The sequence below is a fragment of the Pseudomonas sp. KBS0710 genome, from assembly GCF_005938045.2.
Lineage (GTDB): Bacteria > Pseudomonadota > Gammaproteobacteria > Pseudomonadales > Pseudomonadaceae > Aquipseudomonas.
In genome coordinates this window covers 1,495,033-1,517,284 of the sequence record NZ_VCCF02000001.1, presented here as the reverse complement: position 1 = coordinate 1,517,284, position 22,252 = coordinate 1,495,033, and the positions used below count along the sequence as shown (strand labels likewise).

Here is a 22,252-nt window from a genome sequence, read left to right as displayed (position 1 = left end):
GAAACTACATGCAGGAACAAGGTATTCAGCCAACAGGGCAAAACGAGAGCCCTCCCGACGTCTACGCCGCTGATTGCACAAGCCGGATATTGCTCGATCAGATCGCGGACAAGTGGTCCGTATTGATACTGGCAACGCTGTGTAAAAGCCCGCTGCGGTTCAATGAAATCAAGCGTCGACTCGATGGCATTACGCAAAAAGCGCTCACGCAAAGCCTGCGTCGCCTGGAGCGCAACGGCATTTTGTCGCGCCGCGTCATCCCCTCTTCTCAAGTCGCCGTCGAGTACAGCGTTACCGACCTGGGACATACGCTGGAAGAGCCATTTCGCGCGCTATACAGGTGGACGGTCCAACATTCTGACGCGGTCATAAACGCCCAGGCAGCATTCGATAAGCTTGCAGAAGAGCAGCGGCAGGACGGGTAAAAGCACAACGACGGCGGCGGGAGTCTTGAGAAGGGAGGTTTGCAAATCGCAGACAACAAAAAAGGGCCCACCTTTCGGTGAGCCCTTCCAGACCGCCCAGCAGAGCGGATTTTGTTTGGTAGGCGCGATTGGACTCGAACCAACGACCCCCACCATGTCAAGGTGGTGCTCTAACCAACTGAGCTACGTGCCTGCTGTGAGGCGGCATTCTACGGAATTCCGAAGGGGTGTCAACATCTTTTTTGCAGCTAACCCTATGAATATGCGAATTTTTTACCGGAGCCGGGTGCGTCCGGGATTTTCGGGTGGCTGGCAGGCAAATTTCAACTCAGGTAGGATCGGCGCACTCGTAAAAAATATAAAACAGAGGTTCCAGGATGGCGAACACCCCCTACCCCCAGTCGTATTACGCCGCGTCCGCGAATGCGGTTCCGCCACGCCCGGTGCTGCAAGGTGAAGTCGAAACCGATGTGTGCGTGATTGGCGCCGGTTATACCGGCTTGTCCAGCGCGCTGTTTCTGCTGGAGAACGGTTTTCGCGTGACGGTGCTGGAAGCCGCCAAGGTCGGCTTTGGCGCCTCGGGCCGTAATGGCGGGCAGATCGTCAACAGCTATAGCCGCGACATCGACGTGATCGAGCGCAGCGTCGGCCCCAAGCAGGCGCAACTGCTGGGGCAGATGGCGTTTGAGGGCGGCCGGATCATTCGTGAGCGCGTGGCCAAGTACCAGATCCAGTGCGACTTGAAGGACGGCGGCGTGTTCGCTGCACTCAACAACAAGCACATGGGCCACCTGGAGTCGCAGCAGCGCCTGTGGGAACGCTACGGCCATACGCAGCTTGAGTTGCTGGATGAGCGCCGTATTCGCGAAGTTGTGGCCTGTGACAACTATGTCGGCGGCCTGCTGGACATGAGCGGCGGCCACATTCATCCGCTCAACCTGGCACTGGGTGAGGCGGCGGCCGTGGAGTCGCTTGGCGGCACGATCTACGAGCAGTCGGCGGCAGTGCGCATCGAGCGTGGCGCCAGCCCGGTGGTGCATACCGCCGAGGGCAAGGTCAGGGCCAAGTTCATCATCGTGGCGGGCAATGCCTACCTGGGCAACCTGGTGCCGGAGCTGGCGGCCAAGTCGATGCCTTGTGGCACACAGGTCATCACTACTGCACCGTTGGGTGATGAGCTAGCCAAAACCTTGCTTCCGCAAGATTACTGCGTCGAGGACTGCAACTACTTGCTGGACTACTACCGCCTCACCAGCGACAAACGCCTGATTTTCGGCGGCGGCGTGGTGTATGGCGCGCGCGACCCGGCCAACATCGAAGCGATCATTCGCCCGAAGATGCTCAAGGCCTTCCCGCAGCTCAAGGATGTGAAGATCGACTACGCCTGGACCGGCAATTTCCTGCTGACCCTGTCGCGCTTGCCACAGGTGGGTCGCCTGGGCGACAACATCTATTACTCCCAGGGCTGCAGTGGCCACGGCGTGACGTACACGCACCTGGCGGGCAAGGTGCTGGCAGAAGCGTTGAGAGGTCAGGCAGAGCGTTTTGACGCGTTTGCCGACCTGCCGCACTACCCGTTCCCGGGTGGGCAACTGTTGCGCACACCGTTCGCGGCGCTGGGGGCGTGGTATTACGGGCTGCGGGATAAGTTGGGGTTCTGAGGCAATCCAACTATGGGAGCGGGCTTGCTCGCTCTCACATAAAGCCAAATCGCAGACACAAAAAACCCCGGTCTTTCGACCAGGGTCTTTGCTATCGGATCAAAGCAGCTTAACGCTTGCTTTGCGCTCCAAGGCGTTCAGTGGGCCTTGAAGCAGATATGGCGCAGCGGACGGGACTCGAACCCGCGACCCCCGGCGTGACAGGCCGGTATTCTAACCGACTGAACTACCGCTGCGTATCGCTTGACCAGTTGAGACTAAACCCTCAACCATCTTTAAACATCTGACTGATCAGCCTAAGCGTTTCAATCTCAAACCCGACAAGTCGGACTTGGAAAATATGGCGCAGCGGACGGGACTCGAACCCGCGACCCCCGGCGTGACAGGCCGGTATTCTAACCGACTGAACTACCGCTGCGCGTCGGTGCAACCTTTAACGTTGCGTCTTACCCTAAGGCAAAACTCTCAAGAAGTGGTGGGTGATGACGGGATCGAACCGCCGACCCTCTGCTTGTAAGGCAGATGCTCTCCCAGCTGAGCTAATCACCCTTTGCTTCGTTGAGGCCGCGAAATTTACGCAGGTAGCGGACCTAAGTCAATAGCCTGCTTGAAGTTTTTCTGAAAAAGACAAAATTGCTTCAAAGACGGCTACCCGCCCTACTCGCTGTAAATCATCTTCTTGCTCATGCCGCCGTCGACCACAAACTCTTGCCCGGTGACAAACCCGGCCTGACGCGACAGCAGCCACGCCACCATCGCCGCCACGTCCTCAACCGTGCCCACCCTGCCCGCCGGATGCTGGGCATGATCGGCGTCGGTCAAGGGCTCGGCACGCCGCGCCGCAGGATCACGCGCATCAATCCAGCCAGGGCTGACGGCATTGACCCGCACCTCCGGCCCAAGGCTCATGGCCAGCGCGTGAGTCAGGGCCAGCAACCCGCCCTTGCTCGCCGCATAGGCCTCGGTGTCGGGCTCTGATTGACGCGCGCGGGTCGAGGCCAGGTTGACGATCGCACCGCCATGGGCGCGCAGGTACGGCGCACAGTGCTTGGCCAGCAACATCGGCCCACTGAGGTTCACCGCCAGCACGCGGTTCCAGTACGCCAGGTCGAGGCTTTCGAGGGTGATATTGCGCGGGTCGGCCACCGCTGCGTTGCACACCAACGCGTCCAGGCGACCGAACTGGCCGAGCACTTCGGCAACGCCCTGGGCGACCTGCTTCTCGTCTGCCACGTCCATGGTGATAAACCAGGCGTTGTCACCCAGCACCTTGGACACCTTGGAACCGCGCTCGCGGTCCAGGTCGGTCAACACCACCTGCCAACCTTCGCTGATCAGCCACGCCGCGATCCCGAGGCCAATGCCCCGAGCGGCGCCCGTCACCAGCGCAACTCGGCCGTTACCGGCCGTTGCTGTTTCCATGGACCACTCGATCACAAGACAGCCAGCCCGCGAGCCAGGTCAGCTTGCAGGTCAGCGACGTCTTCCAGGCCCACCGCAATGCGGATCAGGCTGTCACGGATGCCGGCCGCTTCACGTTCCTGTGGCGCCAGGCGCCCGTGGGAGGTAGTGCTCGGGTGGGTGATGGTAGTTTTGCTGTCACCCAGGTTGGCCGTGATGGAGATCAGACGCGTCGCGTCGATAAAGCGCCAGGCGCCGTCTTTGCCGCCTTTTACTTCAAAGCTCACCACCGCGCCGAAACCACGCTGCTGGCGCTGGGCCAATGCGTGTTGCGGGTGGCTCTTGAGACCGGCGTAATGGACTTTCTCGATACCGTCCTGTTGCTCCAACCACTCGGCCAAAGCCTGGGCATTCGCACAATGGGCCTTCATCCGCAGGCTGAGCGTCTCCAGGCCTTTGAGGAAGATCCACGCATTGAACGGACTCAGGGTCGGGCCGGCGGTGCGCAAGAAACCCACCACTTCCTTCATTTGCTCGCTGCGGCCAGCGACTACGCCACCCATGCAACGGCCCTGGCCGTCGATGAACTTGGTGGCTGAGTGCACAACGATATCCGCGCCCAGCTTCAGCGGCTGTTGCAGCGCCGGCGTGCAGAAGCAGTTGTCGACCACCAGCATCGCGCCCTTGGCGTGGGCCACTTCAGACAATGCAGCGATATCCACCAGTTCGGCGAGCGGGTTGGACGGCGACTCGACGAACAGCAACTTGGTGTTGGCCTTGATCGCCGCGTCCCAGCCGGACAGGTCCGCCAGGGGCACATAGTCCACTTCGATGCCGAAGCGCTTGAAGTACTTCTCGAACAGGCTGATGGTGGAGCCGAACACACTGCGCGACACCAGCACATGGTCGCCAGCGCTGCACAGGCTCATCACCACGGCCAGGATCGCCGCCATGCCGGTCGCCGTGGCCACCGCCTGCTCAGCGCCTTCCAGGGCCGCGATACGTTCTTCGAACGCACGCACGGTCGGGTTGGTGTAACGCGAATAGACGTTGCCCGGCACTTCGCCGGCAAAGCGCGCAGCCGCGTCGGCAGCGGTGCGAAATACATAGCTGGAGGTGAAGAACATCGGGTCACCGTGCTCACCTTCCGGGGTGCGGTGCTGACCGGCGCGCACAGCCAGGGTATCGAAAGCTACGCCATCGAGGTCGCTGTCCAGCCGACCGGCATCCCATTCCTGACTCATGCTGCGACTCCTTACTCAATACTCTGTTTAAGATACAAAACCGGCCCCTCAGGGCCGGTGTCTACTCAGTTGTTGTACAGATCGATGATCGCGCTGACCGCCTGGGTCTTGATCTTCGATGAATCGTTACGCGCCTGCTCGATCTTGTTCAGGTAGGCCTCATCGACATCGCCCGTCACATACTTGCCGTCGAACACGGCGCAGTCAAACTCGGCGATCTTGATCTTGCCACCACCGACCGCTTCGATCAGGTCCGGCAGGTCCTGATAGATCAACCAGTCAGCACCGATCAGGTCGGCCACATCCTGGGTCGAACGGTTGTGGGCGATCAGCTCGTGGGCGCTCGGCATGTCGATACCGTACACGTTCGGGTAACGCACGGCAGGCGCGGCGGAACAGAAGTACACGTTCTTCGCACCGGCTTCGCGGGCCATCTGGATGATCTGCTTGCACGTGGTGCCGCGCACGATGGAGTCGTCCACCAGCATCACGTTCTTGCCGCGGAACTCCAGCTCGATCGCGTTGAGCTTCTGGCGTACCGACTTCTTGCGCGCCGCCTGGCCAGGCATGATGAAGGTACGGCCGATGTAACGGTTCTTGACGAAGCCTTCGCGGAACTTGACGCCCAAGTGGTTGGCCAACTCCAGCGCCGCAGTACGGCTGGTGTCCGGAATCGGGATCACCACGTCGATATCGTGCTCAGGACGCTCGCGCAGGATCTTCTCGGCCAGCTTCTCGCCCATGCGCAGGCGCGCCTTGTACACCGAAACACCGTCGATGATCGAGTCCGGACGCGCCAGGTAGACGTGTTCGAAGATGCATGGCGTGAGTTTTGGCGCAATCGCGCACTGACGGGTGTGCAGCTTGCCGTCTTCGGTGATGTACACCGCTTCACCCGGTGCGAGGTCGCGGATCAGGGTGAAGCCCAGCACATCCAGGGACACGCTTTCGGAGGCGATCATGTACTCGACGCCTTCGTCGGTGTGACGCTGGCCGAACACGATCGGGCGGATGCCGTGCGGGTCACGGAAGCCGACGATGCCGTAACCCGTGATCATTGCCACCACGGCGTAACCGCCGACGCAACGGTTGTGCACGTCGGTCACGGCGGCAAACACGTCTTCTTCGGTCGGCTGCAGCTTGCCGCGCTGGGCCAGCTCGTGGGCGAACACGTTGAGCAGCACTTCCGAGTCGGAGTTGGTGTTGACGTGGCGCAGGTCAGATTCGTAAATCTCCTTGGCCAGCTGTTCAACGTTGGTCAGGTTACCGTTGTGCGCCAGGGTGATGCCGTAAGGCGAGTTGACGTAAAACGGTTGAGCTTCGGCCGAAGTCGAGCTACCGGCAGTCGGGTAACGCACATGGCCAATGCCCATGTGCCCGACGAGGCGCTGCATGTGACGTTGATGGAACACGTCACGCACCAGGCCATTGTCCTTGCGCAGGAATAACCGGCCGTCGTGGCTGGTCACAATACCGGCAGCGTCCTGGCCGCGGTGCTGGAGGACGGTTAGCGCGTCATACAGCGCCTGATTGACGTTCGACTTACCGACGATACCGACGATGCCACACATGCGACGCAACCCCTACTTAATGAATCTTGACTGAACACTGCTTACTGAGGCGTTTTGGCCGGCAAGAGGTGTTCCTTGAACGGAAGATCAGCGGGTACGCTGATTCCGCTGGCCAGCCACTGACTGCTCCACCCCAATATGAGGTTCTTGGACCAGTCTGCAACCAATAGAAATTTTGGCACGAGTACCGACTCTTGCCACCATGCATCCTGCTGTACCGGCCCCAGGCTCAACAGCCCGACCGCCACAACCACCAGCAAGCCGCCACGTGCGGCGCCGAAGGCCATGCCGAGAAATCGATCGGTCCCGGAGAGGCCGGTAACACGTATCAACTCGCCAATAAGATAATTGACCATTGCCCCCACCAGCAGCGTGGCGATGAACATGATGGCGCAGCCCGCGATGACGCGAGCCGAAGGTGTTTCGATGTACCCGGCCAGGTAAACCGACAGTGAACCACCGAACATCCAGGCTACGACTCCTGCGATGATCCAGGTCAGCAACGACAGTGCTTCTTTTACGAAGCCGCGGCTTAGACTGATCAAAGCGGAGATGGCGACGATTGCAACGATCGCCCAGTCAACCCAGGTAAATGGCACAGTGCAGCCTACGGACGGATAAGGCGGCGCATTTTAGCAGAGCGCTGGGCTATCGGTAAGCTGTGATTGTGGGTGCTTTGCAAATCAATGGGTTGTGGCAACCAAACCCTATTTATAACCACCACAAAACCAATGTGGGAGCGGGCTTGTGTGGGAGTTCCCACACAAGCCCGACTCCCACACAAGCCAGCTCCAACACCTGGAGCGCATAACCAATCAGAAATCAGCCACGCTCCGGCTGGAACCGCACCACAAACCCATTCAGGTTCTGCTGGCGCCCCAGCAGGTCACGCAAGCGATCCGCCTCGGCGCGCTCGATCAGCGGCCCGATAAATACGCGATTCTTGCCGTCAGCACTGCGGATATAAGCGTTATAACCCTGGGCACGCAGCTTTTTCTGCAGGGCATCGGCACTTTCGCGATTGGCCAGGCTGGCAAGCTGGATCGACCAACTGATCGGCAGGCCATTCGGGTCGATACGGCTTTGACCCACATCCGGCTTGCCCGGCGCGGCAGGTTGCGGCGCTACCGGCTTGGGCGCAGGGGCTGGCGCAGCGGGTTTGGCTGCCACAGCCGGAGCCGCTGGAGCAGGCGCTGGCTTGACCACCGGCACACTCTGTTGCACCGGCGCCGCTGGAGCCTGCTGCGCAGCCACCTCGTCATCGCTCGGCACAGGCTCTTCAGGCAGCGCCTGCGGCTCAGGCACCACCACCGGCTCTACCTGAACCTGCGGCATCGTTGGCGCTTGTGGCGCCGACGGAGCCTCGACCACTACCTGGCGTTGCTCGTCCTGGCGCGAAAACAGCATCGGCAGAAAAATCACCGCCAATGCCACCAACACCAGAGCTCCGACCATTCGCTGCTTGTATGCGCTATCCAGTAATGCCATGTGCAGCTTCCTCCGTGGAGCGCCGGGCCAACCACTCTAGCGCCTCGGCAACACAATAAAATGATCCGAACAACAGAATCTCGTCCTCGGCCGTCGCCACCGCGCATTGCGCTTCAAGCGCTGCAGTGACGCTTGCATACGACGCCACCGGCGCGCCAAGGTTCTGCAAGGCCACTTGCAGTTCCGCAGCCGGGCGACTGCGCGGCGTATCCAGCGGTGCTACTGCCCATGCCTGGACATTGCCCAGTAACGGCGCAACCACACCGTCCAGGTCCTTGTCAGCCAACAACCCGAACACCGCCAGGCGCCGACCGGCAGGCGGTGTGCGCGACAGGCGCTGCGCCAGGTATTCGGCGGCATGGGGGTTATGCCCCACGTCCAGCAACAGGTTCAGGCGCTTGCCCTGCCACTCGAAAGTGCGGCGATCCAGGCGCCCCACTACACGGGTAGCCAGCAACGTGGCAGCAATCTGCTCGGGATTCCACGGCAGATCCATCAACAGGTAGGCTTGCAGGGCCAGCGCGGCGTTTTCCATCGGCAGGTTGAGCAGCGGCAAATCCCGCAGCTCCACCACCTGGGCGCGCGCATCACGCCCGCGCCACTGCCAATGCTGGTCGCCAATTTCGAGATTGAATTCACGGCCGCGCAGGTAAAACGGGCAATCCAGCTCGCGCACTTTGTCCAGCAACGGCTGCGGCGGGTCCAGGTCACCACACAGCGCCGGCTTGCCCTGGCGGAAGATCCCGGCCTTTTCATAAGAGACGGACTCGCGGGTGTTGCCCAGATAGTCCGCATGGTCGACACCAATACTGGTCACCAGCGCAATATCGGCATCCACCACGTTGACCGTATCCAGACGCCCGCCAAGCCCGACTTCCAGCACGACCACATCCAACTGCGCACGCTCGAACAGCCAAAACGCCGCCAAGGTGCCCATTTCGAAGTAGGTGAGGGAAATTTCGCCGCGCCCGACATCCAGCGCGGCGAAGGCTTCGCAAAGCTGCGCGTCAGTGGCCTCGACGCCATTGAGCAGCACCCGCTCGTTATAACGCAGCAGGTGCGGAGAATTGTACACGCCAACTTTCAGCCCTTGGGCTTGCAGCAGCGCCGCGACAAAGGCACAGGTAGAGCCTTTGCCGTTGGTGCCGGTCACCGTGATCACACGCGGCGCCGGCCGGCCCAACCCAAGGCGGGCCGCTACCTGTTGCGAGCGCTCCAGGCCCATGTCGATGGCTGACGGATGCAACTGCTCAAGGTAGGCGAGCCATTCGCCCAGGGTACGTTGGGTCATAGGTTTGCCGGCACCGGCGGAACAACGATAGGTTCGATTTTAGGCGCGACGTACACAGGCGTCGGCAAGCCCATCATTTGCGCCAGCAGGTTACCCAGGCGTGGACGCAGCTCACCGCGCGGGATGATCAGGTCGATGGCACCGTGCTCCAGCAGGAACTCGCTGCGCTGGAAGCCTTCCGGCAGTTTTTCACGCACGGTCTGCTCGATCACGCGTGGGCCGGCAAAGCCGATCAGCGCTTTGGGCTCGCCGACGATCACGTCACCCAGCATTGCCAGGCTGGCGGAAACGCCACCGTAGACCGGGTCGGTCAGTACCGAGATGAACGGGATGCCTTCTTCACGCAGACGCGCCAGTACCGCAGAGGTCTTGGCCATTTGCATCAGGGAGATCAGCGCTTCCTGCATACGCGCACCACCGGAGGCGGCGAAGCAGATCATCGGGCAACGGTTTTCCAGCGCGTAGTTGGCGGCACGTACAAAACGCTCACCGACGATGGCACCCATGGAGCCGCCCATGAAGGAAAACTCGAATGCGGACACCACCACCGGCATCCCCAGCAGCTTGCCGCTGACCGAAATCAGCGCGTCTTTTTCGCCGGTCTGCTTCTGCGCAGCGGTCAGGCGGTCCTTGTACTTTTTGCCGTCGCGGAACTTGAGACGGTCAACCGGCTCCAGGTCTGCGCCCAGCTCGTTACGGCCGTCGGCGTCCAGGAAGATGTCGATGCGCGCGCGCGCGCCGATACGCATGTGATGGTTGCACTTGGGGCAAACGTCCAGGGTCTTTTCCAGCTCCGGGCGGTACAGCACCGCGTCGCAGGATGGGCACTTGTGCCACAGACCTTCAGGAACCGAGCTTTTTTTCACCTCGGAACGCATGATCGAAGGGATCAGTTTGTCTACTAACCAGTTGCTCATGCTTTCTTTCTCCAGTACCGGTGGCTTGAACACAGCCCCGCGTATGCCCTTGAGCTAAATTCATATGTGGCGATGACACAGACTGGACGGGGTCAGACGTTCGACCGGCCATTTCCCGCCTGTATCCTCAGCCTTCCAGACAACCTGCCAACGCAGGGTTGCCACTTCATTTCCGGGCCTCCCGCAGGCGGCGCCGGTGCTGTTTTACACAGTGGTAGTTATGGACGGCGGCAGACTGCCAGCCGTCACATCGCGCCACTGCTGTTGCGCACGGCCTGCATGAATGCGCGAATCTTGTGGGGATCCTTGATGCCCCTGGCCTGCTCCACTCCGCCGCTGACGTCCACGGCATAAGGCCGGACCTGCTCGATGGCCGCCGCGACATTCGCGGGGTTAAGCCCACCGGCGAGGATAATCGGCTTGCTCAAGCCTTCGGGGATCAGCGTCCAGTCGAACGCCTCACCCGTGCCACCGGGCACGCCTTCGACATAGGTATCCAACAGAACGCCGCGAGCGCCAGTATAGGCGGCGCAGGCAGCAGCGATGTCATCTCCGGCCTTGACCCGCAGCGCCTTGATATACGGGCGCTGGTAGCTGTCGCACTCATCGGGGCTTTCGTCGCCGTGAAATTGCAGCATATCCAGCGGCACGGCATCCAGGGTTTCATTGAGTTCGCAACGGCTGGCGTTGACGAACAGCCCCACGGTGGTCACGAATGGCGGCAGCGCAGCGATGATTGCCCGCGCCTGCAACACATTCACCGCCCGCGGGCTCTTGGCATAAAACACGAAACCGATGGCATCCGCCCCCGCTTCGACTGCCGCCAGCGCGTCTTCTATGCGGGTAATCCCGCAAATCTTGCTGCGAACGGCTGGCATGGCGTAAAAACCTCAGGGGTTGGGCCGAGAAAGTCCCGGATGGTAACAAAAGCGCTTGCAGGCGTCAGCCGTCAAGTTCGCTGAAACCTGTGAGGAAATGTGGACCGATAAACCGCTGCGGCAATTCAAACTCGTCGCGGTACTCCACATCCACCAGGTACAGGCCGAACGGGTGTGCGGTGACGCCGCCGGTGCGGCGAACGCGACTTTCCAGCACCTCCCGCGCCCACTCAACCGGCCGCTCGCCAGTGCCGATGGTCATCAGCACACCGGCAATGTTACGCACCATATGGTGCAGGAAGGCCCCGGCGCGGATATCCAGCACGATCATCTTGCCGTGACGGGTCACGCGCAGGTGATGGACTTCCTTGATCGGCGACTTGGCCTGGCATTGCCCCGCACGGAAGGCGCTGAAATCATGCATGCCGACCAGATGCTGGGCGGCCTCGGCCATGCGTTCGGCATCCAGCGGGCGGTGGTTCCAGGTGATTTCCTGGTTAAGGTGCGCCGGGCGGATCTGATCGTTGTAGATCACGTAGCGGTAGCGCCGGGCGATAGCTTTGAAACGCGCATGAAAATGCGCAGGCATGACCTTGGCCCAGGTCACGCTGACGTCATGGGGCAAATTGATATTAGCGCCCATCACCCAAGCTTTCAGCGTGCGCTCGGCCTGGGTGTCAAAGTGCACCACCTGGCCACAGGCATGCACACCGGCATCGGTACGCCCGGCACACATCAGCGACACCGGCGAATCCGCCACCTTCGACAACGCGTTTTCGAGGGTTTCCTGCACGGTCAACACACCAGAAGCCTGGCGCTGCCAGCCGCGATAGCGCGAGCCTTTGTATTCCACGCCCAAGGCGATGCGGTTAAAGCCTGCGGCCGCCATTTCGGCGGCCGCGTTATCTATATTTGCCAAGAACTGAGAGCCCGATGAGTTGCGCGAAGGGAACCATTATAAAGGCGCTGGAGAATACGCGCAGGCCTAATGTGGGAGCGGGCTTGCTCGCGAAGGCGGCGTGTCAGTCGATGAATTCGTCAACTGGTACACCGCTTTCGCGAGCAAGCCCGCTCCCACAAGGGTTTTGTATCAATTGTTAGATTTTGCCGAGCATTTCCTTGGCTTCACCGCGCTGTTCTTCACTGCCCTCGGTCAGCACTTCTTTCAGGATGTCCCTTGCGCCTTCCGCATCGCCCATGTCGATGTAGGCCTGGGCCAAGTCCAGCTTGGTGGCGACTTCATCGGTGCCGGAAAGGAAGTCGAATTCCGGCTCATCGGCGCCCAACGCAGCATCTTCTGCGGTGAAGGAATGTTCGATTGGCGGATGCTCGAGGCTCTGGGACAGGCGATCGAGTTCTGCGTTGACGTCATCGAGCTCCGAGGCGAATGCATCGGGCTTGGCAGCGGCCGGGGCTTGTGGCTCATCGGCCAGAGACAGGTCGAAATCTTCCGGCAGGTCAAAATCGTCCAGCGCAGTGGGTGCCAAGGTCGGCGGCTCGACAGCCGGCACGTCCTTCATTTGATCTTCCAGACCCGACAGGAAGTCATCATCGGCCTGCGAAGACGGCGCTTCGAGCTGCAAATCCAGGTCGAAGTCCGACAGGTCATCCGCGCTGGCCTTGGATTCAGTCTGCTGTTGCAGCAGCGACTCAAAGCTCGGTTCGTCTTTCGGGCTGACTACGGCGGGTGACGCCGCTTCCAGGTCATCGAGGCTGAGGTCGAAATCGGTGTCGAAGGCGTCAGGCTCCGGGGCAGGCGCCGCGGGCTTGTCTTCGAGCAAATCCTTGACGTACTGAGCATCCAGGGCCGCCGCCGCCACCGCAGCACTGACACCCGCTGCCAATACGGCCATGGCCGGGAAGCGGTTTTTCAGCTGCTCGACCTGGGCATGGTTTTCACCATTGGCCACCAGTTGACGCTCCTGAGTGACGAAACCGTCCTTGTTGCCATGCAGGCCATAGACTTCCATCAACTTCAAGCGCAGGTCGCTGCGCTTGGGTTCGCGCTTGATGGCTTGCTCCAGCACATCGGCGGCCTGGTTAAGGTGGCCACGGTCGATATGGGATTGAGCCTGCGCCAGTGCATCACTGGAGTTTTCCGGGGCAACCGCAACAGCCAACGGCGCCAGTACGGAGGCAACCGAGGGCACCACCACCGGTTCAACCACGGCTGCCGGCGCTGGCGCGGCGGCCAATTTAACGTTCGGCGCTACCACTTCGAGGCCTTCGAAGCTGTCCGGTGGCAGGTCGTGATCCACATTGGGCGTAAAGGCTGGCTCTTCGGCCAGGGCGCGCGCCATGCGCAGGTGCTTTTCCTCTTCGAGGCGCGCATTGCGATGGCGCGCCCACAGCAGCAGAAGCAACAACACCAGCAAGCCAGCCGCGCCGCCGATTACACTGAGGACGACCGGGTTGGTCAGCAGTTCGTTGAACTTGCCTTCGCTGGTGGCAGGCGCCGCTTCTGGCTTGATCGGCTCAGGCGCTGGCGCTGCAGCAACGGGCGCGGCCTCAGCCGGTGCTGGCGTGGCCGCAGGTTCAGCCGCCAATTGAGCGGGCATCGCCGCTGTCGCCTGTGCCGCCGGCTCAGGGTTGCCGGCCTGCAACCTGGCGAGTTGATCGTTTTTCAGTTGAATGAGCTTTTGCAGCTTGTCCAGCTGGCTTTGCAGGTCCGCCGCACGGCTTTTCAGCTCCTCATTGTCGCGCCGGGTGGTGTCCAACTGTTCCTGGGTCATCGCCAGTTTGTCGCTCACCGCTCGGCTATCACCGGCCTTGCCCTTCGCGCCTTTTTTGGCTGACTCCGCCGATACCAGGCTCAAATTGTCCTTGGCCGTGGTGCTCGACGGTGCATTACCGGCCTGGGTGCGTTTGGTCGCGTCCAGCTGTTGCTTGCCTGCTACTGGATTACTGGCTGCGCGACGGCCTTCGCGCCAGGCAGCATTTTGCGCGGTCACTTCGGCAATCGCCTCGGGCTGCGGCAAGCTGGTGGCTTGCTGACGGTCCGGCAGGCGCAGGACCTGGCCGGTTTTCAGGCGATTGATGTTGCCGTCGACAAAGGCGTCAGGGTTAAGCGCCTGGATGGCCAGCATGGTTTGCTGCACCGACGCACCATTACGATTCTTTTCGGCAATTTCCCACAAGGTGTCGTGAGAGGTCGTGGTGTGCTGGGCGGATTTGCTAACGGTCTTCGCTGTGGTGGCGGGCGCCGTGGTGGTCGGTGCGCTCAAGCGCGGTGCGGGCGTGCTGGCGGTCGGCGCCGACTGCTCGAACTTGGCCGGGTCGAGCAACACACTGTAGTCGCGCATCAAGCGGCCATTGGGCCACTGCACCTGCAGCAGGAAACGTACGTAGGAATCGGGCAACGGCTTGCTGGAGGTGACGCGCACCACACTGCGGCCGCTGGGGTTGACCACCGGGGTAAACGTCAGGTCATTGAGGAACGCCTGGCGGTCCACGCCTGCATCGACAAACGCCTGGTCAGAAGCCAGGCTGGGAGTGATCTCCGAAGCCGTGAGGCCGCCCACGTCGAGCAATTCGATTTCCACCGACAACGGCTGGTTCAGCTTCGACTTGAGGGTCATCTCCCCAAGTTGCAGCGCCTGCGCCATACCGGAGGACAGCGCCGAGGCGGCCGCTATTGCTAACACCAGTTTGCGAACTTGAACCATAGCCTCATCCTTTGTCTGAACACTCCCCGGCCTGCGAGAAGGTTGGTAACCGCTGCCAAAAGGCATGGCGAGCCGATAGGTTACCGACGCGCTTCTTTACCGCTTGGGGCCAAGCATAGCGCCTGGCTAGAATCAATCTACAAATTGCCGCCAAGTATCTTTTACACAAGGCCTTTTATCAACAACTGCGCCAGCTGTACGGCGTTGAGTGCCGCGCCCTTGCGTACGTTATCTGACGTCAGCCACAGATTTAGTTCCGCCGGGTCGTCCACACCCGCACGCACACGGCCGACGTAGACCACATCCTGGCCGACCGCATCGCCCACAGCCGTGGGGTAATCGCCCTCTTCGACCAGCTCAATGCCCGGCGCCGCTTCCAATGCACGGTTCACCGCTGCCAGGTCGACCGGCGCGCCCAATTGCAGCGACACCGTCAGGCTATCGCCAAAAAACACCGGGGCTTGAACGCAGGTTGCAGAAATCTTCAGCAATGGAGTTTCCAGCACTGCGCGCAGCTCGTATACGAGACGTTTCTCCAAAGCTGTATGACCTTTCGCATCTGGCGTGCCGACTTGTGCCAACAGATTGAAGGCCATCTGCCGGTCAAAAAACTTGGGCTCCAGTGGGCGCACGTTCAGCAGTTCGGCGGTCTGTCGCGCCAACTCGCTGACGGCTTCACGGCCCTGGGCGGATACCGCCAGGTTGGCGGTGACGCTGATACGCTGGATTTCCAACAATTCACGCAGCGGCGCCAGCACCACGGCCAAGTTGGTCGCCGATGGGCTTGGGCTGCTCAGTTGGAAGGGCTTTTTCAAGCTGTTCAGGACATGGGCATTGGCTTCCGGCACCACGTGAGGCGCCTGTTCAGCGGGCAATGCGCCAGACAGGTCGATCACCGCACAGCCAGCAGCGGTGGCGCGTGGGGCAAAGCTCAAGGTAACGGCCGGGCCGGCCGCAAAGAAGGCAAGCTGCGCTTTTTTGAAATCGAACTCATCGACTTCCCTGACCCGCACATTCTTGCCGCGAAACGGCACGGACGCGCCGGCCGAATTGCTGCCGGCCAGCAGATACAGGGTGCCCACCGGAAAATCCAGCTCTTCGAGAATCTGCACCAGGGTTTCACCGACGGTGCCGGTGGCGCCGATCACGGCGATTTCAAAGGTCTGGGTCATGGGGGCTGCCTCGGGCATTGCGGGGGGAGCGGCACTTTACCGGGTGGCCGGGGGTGAGGCAATTAAGCTGGCCTTTGTGGTGAGGCTGATGGCCTCATCGCAGGGAAGCCAGCTCCCACATTGATCGCGTAATAAAAAACCCGCGCCTGTCACCAGAGCGCGGGTTTGTCATTACCAGCAGCGATCAACGCTCGAGCAAAATCCGCAGCATGCGACGCAGCGGCTCGGCCGCGCCCCACAGCAATTGGTCGCCAACGGTGAAAGCACCAAGGAATTGGCTGCCCATGTTCAGCTTGCGCAGACGGCCCACCGGTACATTCAGGGTGCCGGTGACCTTGGTCGGGCTCAGCTCCTGCATGCTGATATCGCGGTTGTTCGGCACCAGCTTGACCCATGGGTTGTGCTGGCTGATCAGCCCTTCGATATCGGCGATCGGCACGTCTTTGTTCAGCTTGATGGTCAACGCCTGGCTGTGGCAGCGCATGGCGCCAATGCGCACGCAGATGCCGTCCACCGGAATCGGGTTCTTGAAGCGACCCAGAATCTTGTTGGTTTCGGCCTGGGCCTTCCACTCTTCGCGGCTCTGGCCGTTCGGCAGTTCCTTGTCGATCCAAGGGATCAGGCTGCCGGCCAATGGCACACCGAAGTTTTCGGTCGGGTAAGCATCACTGCGCATGGCTTCGGCCACACGGCGGTCGATGTCGAGGATCGCGCTGGCAGGGTCGGCCAGTTGATCGGCGACAGCGGCGTGGGTCGCGCCCATCTGCTTGATCAGTTCGCGCATGTTCTGCGCGCCGGCGCCGGACGCCGCCTGATAAGTCATGGCGCTCATCCACTCAACCAGGCCGGCTTCGAACAAGCCGCCCAGGCCCATCAGCATCAGGCTGACGGTGCAGTTGCCGCCGACGTAGTTCTTGGTGCCGGCATCCAACTGCTGGTCGATGACCTTGCGGTTCACCGGGTCGAGGATGATCACCGCGTCGTCCTGCATGCGCAGGCTCGAGGCGGCGTCGATCCAGTAGCCCTGCCAGCCGGCTTCGCGCAGCTTGGGGAAGACTTCGCTGGTGTAATCGCCACCCTGGCAGGTCAGAATCACGTCGAGGGTTTTCAGCTCTTCAATGCTGTAGGCGTCCTTGAGCGGGGCGATATCCTTGCCCACGGACGGCCCTTGGCCACCTACGTTCGAAGTGGTGAAAAACACCGGCTCAATAAGATCGAAATCCTGCTCTTCCAGCATCCGCTGCATGAGCACGGAACCGACCATACCGCGCCAACCGATCAGACCTACACGTTTCATCGCAACTACACCTTGTTAAAAAGTGGGCCGCCTTGCAGCAACAACTGCAAGCGGGCCCGAGAGATTACAGATTCCGCAGCGCGGCGACTACTGCGTCGCCCATTTCTTGCGTCCCAACCTTGGTGCAACCCTGTGACCAAATGTCACCGGTGCGCAAACCTTGATCCAGCACCAGGCTGACGGCCTTCTCGATGGCATCCGCTGCTTCGCTCAGGTTGAAGCTGTAACGCAGCATCATCGACACCGACAAAATGGTCGCCAATGGGTTGGCAATGCCTTGCCCGGCGATGTCCGGCGCCGAACCGTGGCACGGCTCGTACATGCCTTTATTGTTGGTGTCCAGGGACGCCGACGGCAGCATGCCGATGGAGCCGGTGAGCATCGAGGCCTGGTCGGACAGGATGTCGCCGAACAGGTTGTCGGTAACGATCACATCAAACTGCTTGGGCGCACGCACCAGCTGCATGGCGGCGTTGTCGACGTACATGTGGCTCAGTTCGACGTCCGGGTAGTCCTTGGCCACTTCCTCGACGATTTCGCGCCACAGTTGGCTGGAGGCCAGTACGTTGGCTTTATCCACCGAGCAGACCTTTTTGCCGCGCACGCGGGCCATGTCGAAACCGACACGGGCGATACGGCGGATTTCGCTCTCGCTGTACGGCAGGGTGTCGTAGGCCTGGCGTTCGCCATTTTCCAACTCGCGCACGCCGCGTGGCGAGCCGAAATAGATACCGCCGGTCAGTTCACGCACGATCAGGATGTCCAGGCCCGCCACCACTTCCGGCTTGAGGCTCGACGCGTCGGCCAGTTGCGGGTAGAGGATGGCCGGGCGCAGGTTGCCGAACAGGCCCAGTTGCGCGCGGATTTTAAGCAGGCCGCGTTCCGGGCGGATGTCACGCTCGATCTTGTCCCATTTCGGGCCACCCACGGCGCCGAGCAGCACGGCGTCAGCCGCACGGGCGCGGTCCAGGGTTTCGTCGGCCAGCGGCACGCCGTGCTTGTCGATGGCCGCGCCGCCGATCACGTCGTGGCTCAGTTCAAAGCCCAGGTTGTACTTGCTGTTGGCGAGTTCCAGGACCTTGACCGCTTCGGCCATGATTTCCGGACCAATGCCGTCGCCAGGGAGAATCAGAATCTGCTTGCTCATGCGTTCCTCATTTCATCAAGCGACCCGCCCATGGGCAGGTCGGGAAAAATCAATCAGCGTTCAGCGAAAACCACCAGCACGTCGGTGCTGAAGGTGCCGTCGGCTTGAATCTCGTAATAATCGCGCACTTCCTGGCCCATCGCCTGCTGCAGCGCAAGGATCGCGGCGCGCAATACCTCTGGCGTACGCATGCGCTCCACCCACGAGGTGTATTCCAGGCGCAGGCGCTGACGGCTGCTGGTGCGCACATGCAAGCCGGATTCGCTGAGCTGTTGCATCCATTCGGCGGCGCAGTAATCGCGCACGTGGCTGGTGTCGCGCAGCACTTCAACGGTTTGCAGGTAAGTGTCCAACAGCGGGCTGCCCGGTGACAAGACATCGACGAAGGCTGCCACGCCACCCGGCTTGAGCACGCGGCGCACTTCGCGCAGGGCCAGGCCGAGGTCGCTCCAGTGATGGGCCGAGTAGCGGCTGAACACGAAGTCAAACTCGCCGTCGGCGAATGGCAGGCGTTCGGCAGCGCCGTGTACAGTGCGGATGTTGGTCAGGTTGCGATCTAAAGCAGCTGCGGCAACCACGTCGAGCATCTGTTGGGACAGGTCGTAGGCCACTACTTCGTTTACCAGCGGCGCTACATGGAAGCTGACATGACCGGCACCACAGCCCAAATCCAGCAGTCGTGCAGCGCCCTGCCCGGCCAGTTCGGCCTGGAGCAGCGCGAATTCGGTGCCTTGGGCGTGCACGGCACTGCTCAGGTAGGCTGAGGCTTGCTCGCCGAATTGTTTTTGCACGACTTGGGTGTGGGCGGTGGTGGTCATGGTGGCTTTCCTTGGGTTTTGGGGTGGTTGTACTGGCGCTATCGCAGGCAAGCCAGCTCCCACAGTTGACCGAGTTCTTCAGGAGAACACCGATCCATGTGGGAGTCGGGCTTGCCCGCGATGGGGCCCGCACGGTCACCGCCAATCAGGCATCGCGAAACAACCAGGGCTGGCTCGCCCGGTGTTTGGCTTCAAACGCGGCAATCGCATCGCCGTCCTGCAAGGTCAGGCCGATATCGTCCAGGCCATTGATCAGGCAGTGCTTACGGAACGCGTCCACCTCAAAGTGATACACCTTGCCGTCCGGGCGGGTCACGGTTTGCGCGGCCAGGTCAACGGTCAGTTGGTAGCCCACATCCGCTTCCACCTGCTTGAACAACTCATCCACTTCGGCATCGCTCAAGATGATCGGCAGCAAGCCGTTCTTGAAGCTGTTGTTGAAGAAGATGTCGGCGTAGCTCGGCGCGATGATGCTGCGAAAGCCATATTCTTCCAGGGCCCACGGTGCGTGCTCACGGCTGGAGCCGCAGCCGAAGTTTTCCCGCGCCAGCAGCACGCTGGCGCCTTGGTAACGCTCGGCGTTGAGCACGAAATCTTTGTTCAGCGGGCGCTTGGAGTTGTCCTGGTAGGCGTAGCCCACGTCCAGGTAGCGCCACTCGTCGAACAGGTTAGGGCCGAAACCGGTGCGCTTGATCGACTTCAAGAACTGCTTGGGGATGATCTGGTCGGTGTCGACGTTGGCGCGATCCAAAGGGGCGACAAGGCCGGTGTGTTGGGTAAAAGCTCTCATCGGGTATTCCTCAGATCAATTCGCGAACGTCGATGAAACGACCGTTGACGGCAGCCGCAGCGGCCATGGCCGGGCTGACCAGGTGAGTACGCCCACCGGCGCCCTGACGCCCTTCGAAGTTACGGTTGGAGGTCGACGCGCAATGCTCGCCCGACTCCAAACGGTCCGGGTTCATCGCCAGGCACATCGAGCAGCCCGGCTCACGCCATTCAAAACCGGCTTCGAGGAAAATCTTGTCCAGGCCTTCGGCTTCAGCCTGAGCCTTCACCAGGCCTGAACCCGGCACCACGATGGCTTGTTTGATGGTCGAGGCGACTTTACGGCCCTTGGCGATCACCGCCGCAGCGCGCAGGTCTTCGATCCGCGAGTTGGTGCAGGAGCCGATAAACACGCGGTCCAACTGGATGTCGGTGATCGCCTGGTTGGCTTTCAAGCCCATGTACTTCAGGGCGCGCTCGATGGAGCCACGCTTGACCAGGTCGGCTTCTTTGGCCGGGTCCGGTACGTTCTGGTCTACTGCCAGAACCATTTCCGGCGAGGTGCCCCAGCTGACTTGCGGCTTGATCTGGGCAGCGTCGAGTTCGACCACGGTGTCGAACACCGCGTCGGCGTCGGACACCAGGTCTTTCCAGGCTTCCACTGCAGCATCCCAATCGGCACCAGCGGGCGCGAATGGGCGACCTTTGACGTATTCAACGGTTTTTTCGTCCGCCGCCACCATGCCCACGCGGGCACCGGCTTCGATGGACATGTTGCAGATGGTCATGCGGCCTTCGATGGACAGGTCGCGAATCGCGCTGCCGGCGAACTCGATGGCGTGGCCGTTACCACCGGCGGTGCCGATCTTGCCGATCACGGCCAGCACGATGTCTTTGGCGGTCACGCCGAAAGGCAAGGTGCCTTCGACTTTGACCAACATATTCTTCATCTTTTTAGCGACCAGGCACTGGGTGGCGAACACATGTTCCACCTCCGAGGTGCCGATGCCATGGGCCAAGGCGCCGAATGCACCGTGGGTGGAGGTATGGGAGTCACCACAGACCACGGTCATGCCCGGCAAGGTGGCGCCCTGCTCCGGGCCGATCACGTGGACGATGCCTTGACGCACGTCATTCATCTTGAATTCGGTGATGCCATATTCGTCGCAGTAATCGTCGAGGGTCTGCACCTGCAAACGCGACACTTGGTCGGCAATGGCTTCGATCCCGCCCTTGCGTTCCGGCGTGGTCGGTACGTTGTGGTCCGGCGTGGCGATGATCGAGTCGACGCGCCAAGGCTTGCGCCCGGCCAGTCGCAGGCCTTCGAACGCTTGCGGCGAGGTCACTTCATGGATGATGTGACGGTCGATATAGATCAGCGACGAGCCATCGTCGCGCCGTTTCACTTCATGGGAATCCCAAAGCTTGTCGTAAAGCGTTTTGCCGGCCATCAGTCGGTCCTCATCACAGGTGCATCTATACGCCGGGCTTTTCAATAACCCTTTGGCTTGTGAGGCTGATGGTATGGCGCTACATTAAATAACTCAAATTCATATTTTTTATGCTTTGGATTACCAACTGGAATACAACCATGGACCTGGCCAACCTCAACGCCTTTATCGCCATCGCCGAGACCGGCAGCTTCTCCGGCGCCGGTGAACGCCTGCACCTGACCCAGCCGGCCATCAGCAAACGCATCGCCGGGCTGGAGCAACAATTAAAGGTGCGCCTGTTCGATCGCCTGGGCCGTGAAGTCGGCCTGACCGAAGCCGGGCGTGCCCTGCTGCCACGCGCTTATCAGATTCTGAATGTGCTGGACGATACGCGTCGGGCGCTGACCAACCTGACCGGCGAAGTCAGCGGTCGGCTCACATTGGCCACCAGCCACCACATCGGCCTGCACCGCCTGCCGCCGATTCTGCGCACCTTCACGCGGCAATATCCCAATGTGGCACTGGATATTCAGTTCCTTGATTCGGAAGTGGCCTACGAAGAAATCCTGCATGGCCGCGCCGAAGTGGCGGTCATCACCCTCGCGCCCGACCCGCACAATCTGGTGCGCGCCACGCCGGTATGGGATGACCCGCTGGATTTTGTGGTGGCGCCGGAACACAGCTTGACCGGCAACGGCACGGTCAACCTGGTCGACATTGCCAAACACCCGGCGGTTTTTCCCGGCGGTAACACCTTTACCCACCATATCGTCAGCCGGCTGTTCGAGGCCCAAGGCCTGACGCCCAACATTGCGATGAGCACCAACTACCTGGAAACCATCAAGATGATGGTCTCCATCGGCCTGGCCTGGAGCGTGTTACCGCGCACCATGCTCGATGATCAAGTGGCAAGTATCGCTTTGCCGGGCATACAGCTCAGTCGCCAGCTAGGCTATATCGTGCACACCGAAAGGACGCTGTCGAACGCTGCGCGGGCTTTCATGAGCCTATTGGATGCACAGGTCGATCTGCCAGGGATACCGGCATGAAGCTGTGCGGCCCATAGAGCCTGAATA

The 22,252-nt window shown here is 61.1% G+C and carries 19 protein-coding genes and 4 tRNA genes; 3 read left to right on the top strand and 20 right to left on the bottom strand.

Annotated features, from left to right (window positions below; all coding sequences use genetic code 11):
• Window positions 1-8 precede the first annotated feature (8 nt).
• A complete protein-coding gene (locus FFI16_RS07125; RefSeq protein WP_138814686.1) occupies window positions 9-425 on the top strand; it encodes a helix-turn-helix domain-containing protein in 417 nt (138 codons plus the stop codon).
• Between the two features lie 116 nt (window positions 426-541).
• Here FFI16_RS07125 and FFI16_RS07120 read toward each other — a convergent pair.
• A tRNA-Val gene (locus FFI16_RS07120) sits at window positions 542-618 on the bottom strand.
• A 184-nt stretch (window positions 619-802) separates the two neighbouring features.
• Here FFI16_RS07120 and FFI16_RS07115 point away from each other — a divergent pair.
• Window positions 803-2,086, top strand: coding sequence for an FAD-binding oxidoreductase (locus FFI16_RS07115; protein ID WP_138814685.1), 1,284 nt, complete (start codon window positions 803-805; stop codon window positions 2,084-2,086).
• Window positions 2,087-2,245: 159 nt separating this feature from the next.
• On the opposite strand, the gene FFI16_RS07110 is transcribed toward FFI16_RS07115, so the two are convergent.
• The 19 genes from FFI16_RS07110 to leuC all read right to left on the bottom strand — a co-directional run bounded on the left by FFI16_RS07110 (window position 2,246) and on the right by leuC (window position 21,194).
• A tRNA-Asp gene (locus tag FFI16_RS07110) sits at window positions 2,246-2,322 on the bottom strand.
• 105 nt (window positions 2,323-2,427) lie between these two features.
• A tRNA-Asp gene (locus FFI16_RS07105) sits at window positions 2,428-2,504 on the bottom strand.
• A gap of 55 nt (window positions 2,505-2,559) precedes the next feature.
• Window positions 2,560-2,635 (bottom strand) — tRNA-Val (locus FFI16_RS07100).
• Window positions 2,636-2,743: 108 nt separating this feature from the next.
• Window positions 2,744-3,508, bottom strand: coding sequence for an SDR family oxidoreductase (locus FFI16_RS07095; RefSeq protein ID WP_178112646.1), 765 nt, complete (start codon window positions 3,506-3,508; stop codon window positions 2,744-2,746).
• 11 nt (window positions 3,509-3,519) lie between these two features.
• Window positions 3,520-4,731, bottom strand: coding sequence for an O-succinylhomoserine sulfhydrylase (locus tag FFI16_RS07090; protein ID WP_138814683.1), 1,212 nt, complete (start codon window positions 4,729-4,731; stop codon window positions 3,520-3,522).
• A 65-nt stretch (window positions 4,732-4,796) separates the two neighbouring features.
• Window positions 4,797-6,302, bottom strand: coding sequence for an amidophosphoribosyltransferase (gene purF / locus FFI16_RS07085; RefSeq protein WP_017138746.1), 1,506 nt, complete (start codon window positions 6,300-6,302; stop codon window positions 4,797-4,799).
• A gap of 41 nt (window positions 6,303-6,343) precedes the next feature.
• Window positions 6,344-6,901, bottom strand: a complete 558-nt coding sequence (locus FFI16_RS07080; RefSeq protein ID WP_138814682.1) for a CvpA family protein — start codon at window positions 6,899-6,901, stop codon at window positions 6,344-6,346.
• A gap of 223 nt (window positions 6,902-7,124) precedes the next feature.
• A complete protein-coding gene (locus tag FFI16_RS07075; protein WP_138814681.1) occupies window positions 7,125-7,790 on the bottom strand; it encodes an SPOR domain-containing protein in 666 nt (221 codons plus the stop codon).
• Window positions 7,774-9,081 (bottom strand): bifunctional tetrahydrofolate synthase/dihydrofolate synthase, encoded by a 1,308-nt coding sequence (folC, locus tag FFI16_RS07070; RefSeq protein ID WP_138814680.1) that lies wholly within the window; start codon window positions 9,079-9,081, stop codon window positions 7,774-7,776. Before folC ends, FFI16_RS07075 begins: the two co-directional genes overlap by 17 nt.
• Complete coding sequence (gene accD, locus FFI16_RS07065) at window positions 9,078-9,998, bottom strand: acetyl-CoA carboxylase, carboxyltransferase subunit beta (protein WP_003234319.1); 921 nt, start codon at window positions 9,996-9,998, stop codon at window positions 9,078-9,080. Before accD ends, folC begins: the two co-directional genes overlap by 4 nt.
• A gap of 245 nt (window positions 9,999-10,243) precedes the next feature.
• Window positions 10,244-10,876 carry a phosphoribosylanthranilate isomerase gene (locus tag FFI16_RS07060; protein ID WP_138814679.1) on the bottom strand — a complete coding sequence of 211 codons (633 nt, stop codon included), beginning with the start codon at window positions 10,874-10,876 and terminating at the stop codon, window positions 10,244-10,246.
• A 64-nt stretch (window positions 10,877-10,940) separates the two neighbouring features.
• Window positions 10,941-11,765, bottom strand: a complete 825-nt coding sequence (gene truA / locus FFI16_RS07055) for a tRNA pseudouridine(38-40) synthase TruA (protein ID WP_138815379.1) — start codon at window positions 11,763-11,765, stop codon at window positions 10,941-10,943.
• Window positions 11,766-11,973: 208 nt separating this feature from the next.
• Window positions 11,974-14,541, bottom strand: coding sequence for a FimV/HubP family polar landmark protein (locus FFI16_RS07050; protein WP_138814678.1), 2,568 nt, complete (start codon window positions 14,539-14,541; stop codon window positions 11,974-11,976).
• A 161-nt stretch (window positions 14,542-14,702) separates the two neighbouring features.
• A complete protein-coding gene (locus FFI16_RS07045; RefSeq protein ID WP_138814677.1) occupies window positions 14,703-15,713 on the bottom strand; it encodes an aspartate-semialdehyde dehydrogenase in 1,011 nt (336 codons plus the stop codon).
• Window positions 15,714-15,897: 184 nt separating this feature from the next.
• Entirely contained in the window at window positions 15,898-17,010 is a 1,113-nt protein-coding gene (asd, locus tag FFI16_RS07040) for an aspartate-semialdehyde dehydrogenase (protein ID WP_005789767.1), read from the bottom strand.
• A 64-nt stretch (window positions 17,011-17,074) separates the two neighbouring features.
• Window positions 17,075-18,157, bottom strand: coding sequence for a 3-isopropylmalate dehydrogenase (gene leuB / locus FFI16_RS07035; RefSeq protein ID WP_138814676.1), 1,083 nt, complete (start codon window positions 18,155-18,157; stop codon window positions 17,075-17,077).
• 53 nt (window positions 18,158-18,210) lie between these two features.
• Complete coding sequence (locus tag FFI16_RS07030; protein ID WP_138814675.1) at window positions 18,211-18,975, bottom strand: class I SAM-dependent methyltransferase; 765 nt, start codon at window positions 18,973-18,975, stop codon at window positions 18,211-18,213.
• Window positions 18,976-19,120: 145 nt separating this feature from the next.
• Window positions 19,121-19,765 carry a 3-isopropylmalate dehydratase small subunit gene (gene leuD / locus FFI16_RS07025; RefSeq protein ID WP_003234333.1) on the bottom strand — a complete coding sequence of 215 codons (645 nt, stop codon included), beginning with the start codon at window positions 19,763-19,765 and terminating at the stop codon, window positions 19,121-19,123.
• A gap of 10 nt (window positions 19,766-19,775) precedes the next feature.
• Window positions 19,776-21,194: a 3-isopropylmalate dehydratase large subunit gene (gene leuC, locus FFI16_RS07020; RefSeq protein ID WP_138814674.1), complete on the bottom strand. Its 1,419-nt coding sequence runs from the start codon at window positions 21,192-21,194 to the stop codon at window positions 19,776-19,778.
• Between the two features lie 140 nt (window positions 21,195-21,334).
• On the opposite strand from leuC, the gene FFI16_RS07015 reads away from it, so the two are divergent.
• The gene (locus FFI16_RS07015) at window positions 21,335-22,225 is read left to right on the top strand and encodes a LysR family transcriptional regulator (protein WP_138814673.1); all 891 of its coding nucleotides are present in this window, start codon (window positions 21,335-21,337) and stop codon (window positions 22,223-22,225) included.
• Window positions 22,226-22,252: the final 27 nt, after the last annotated feature.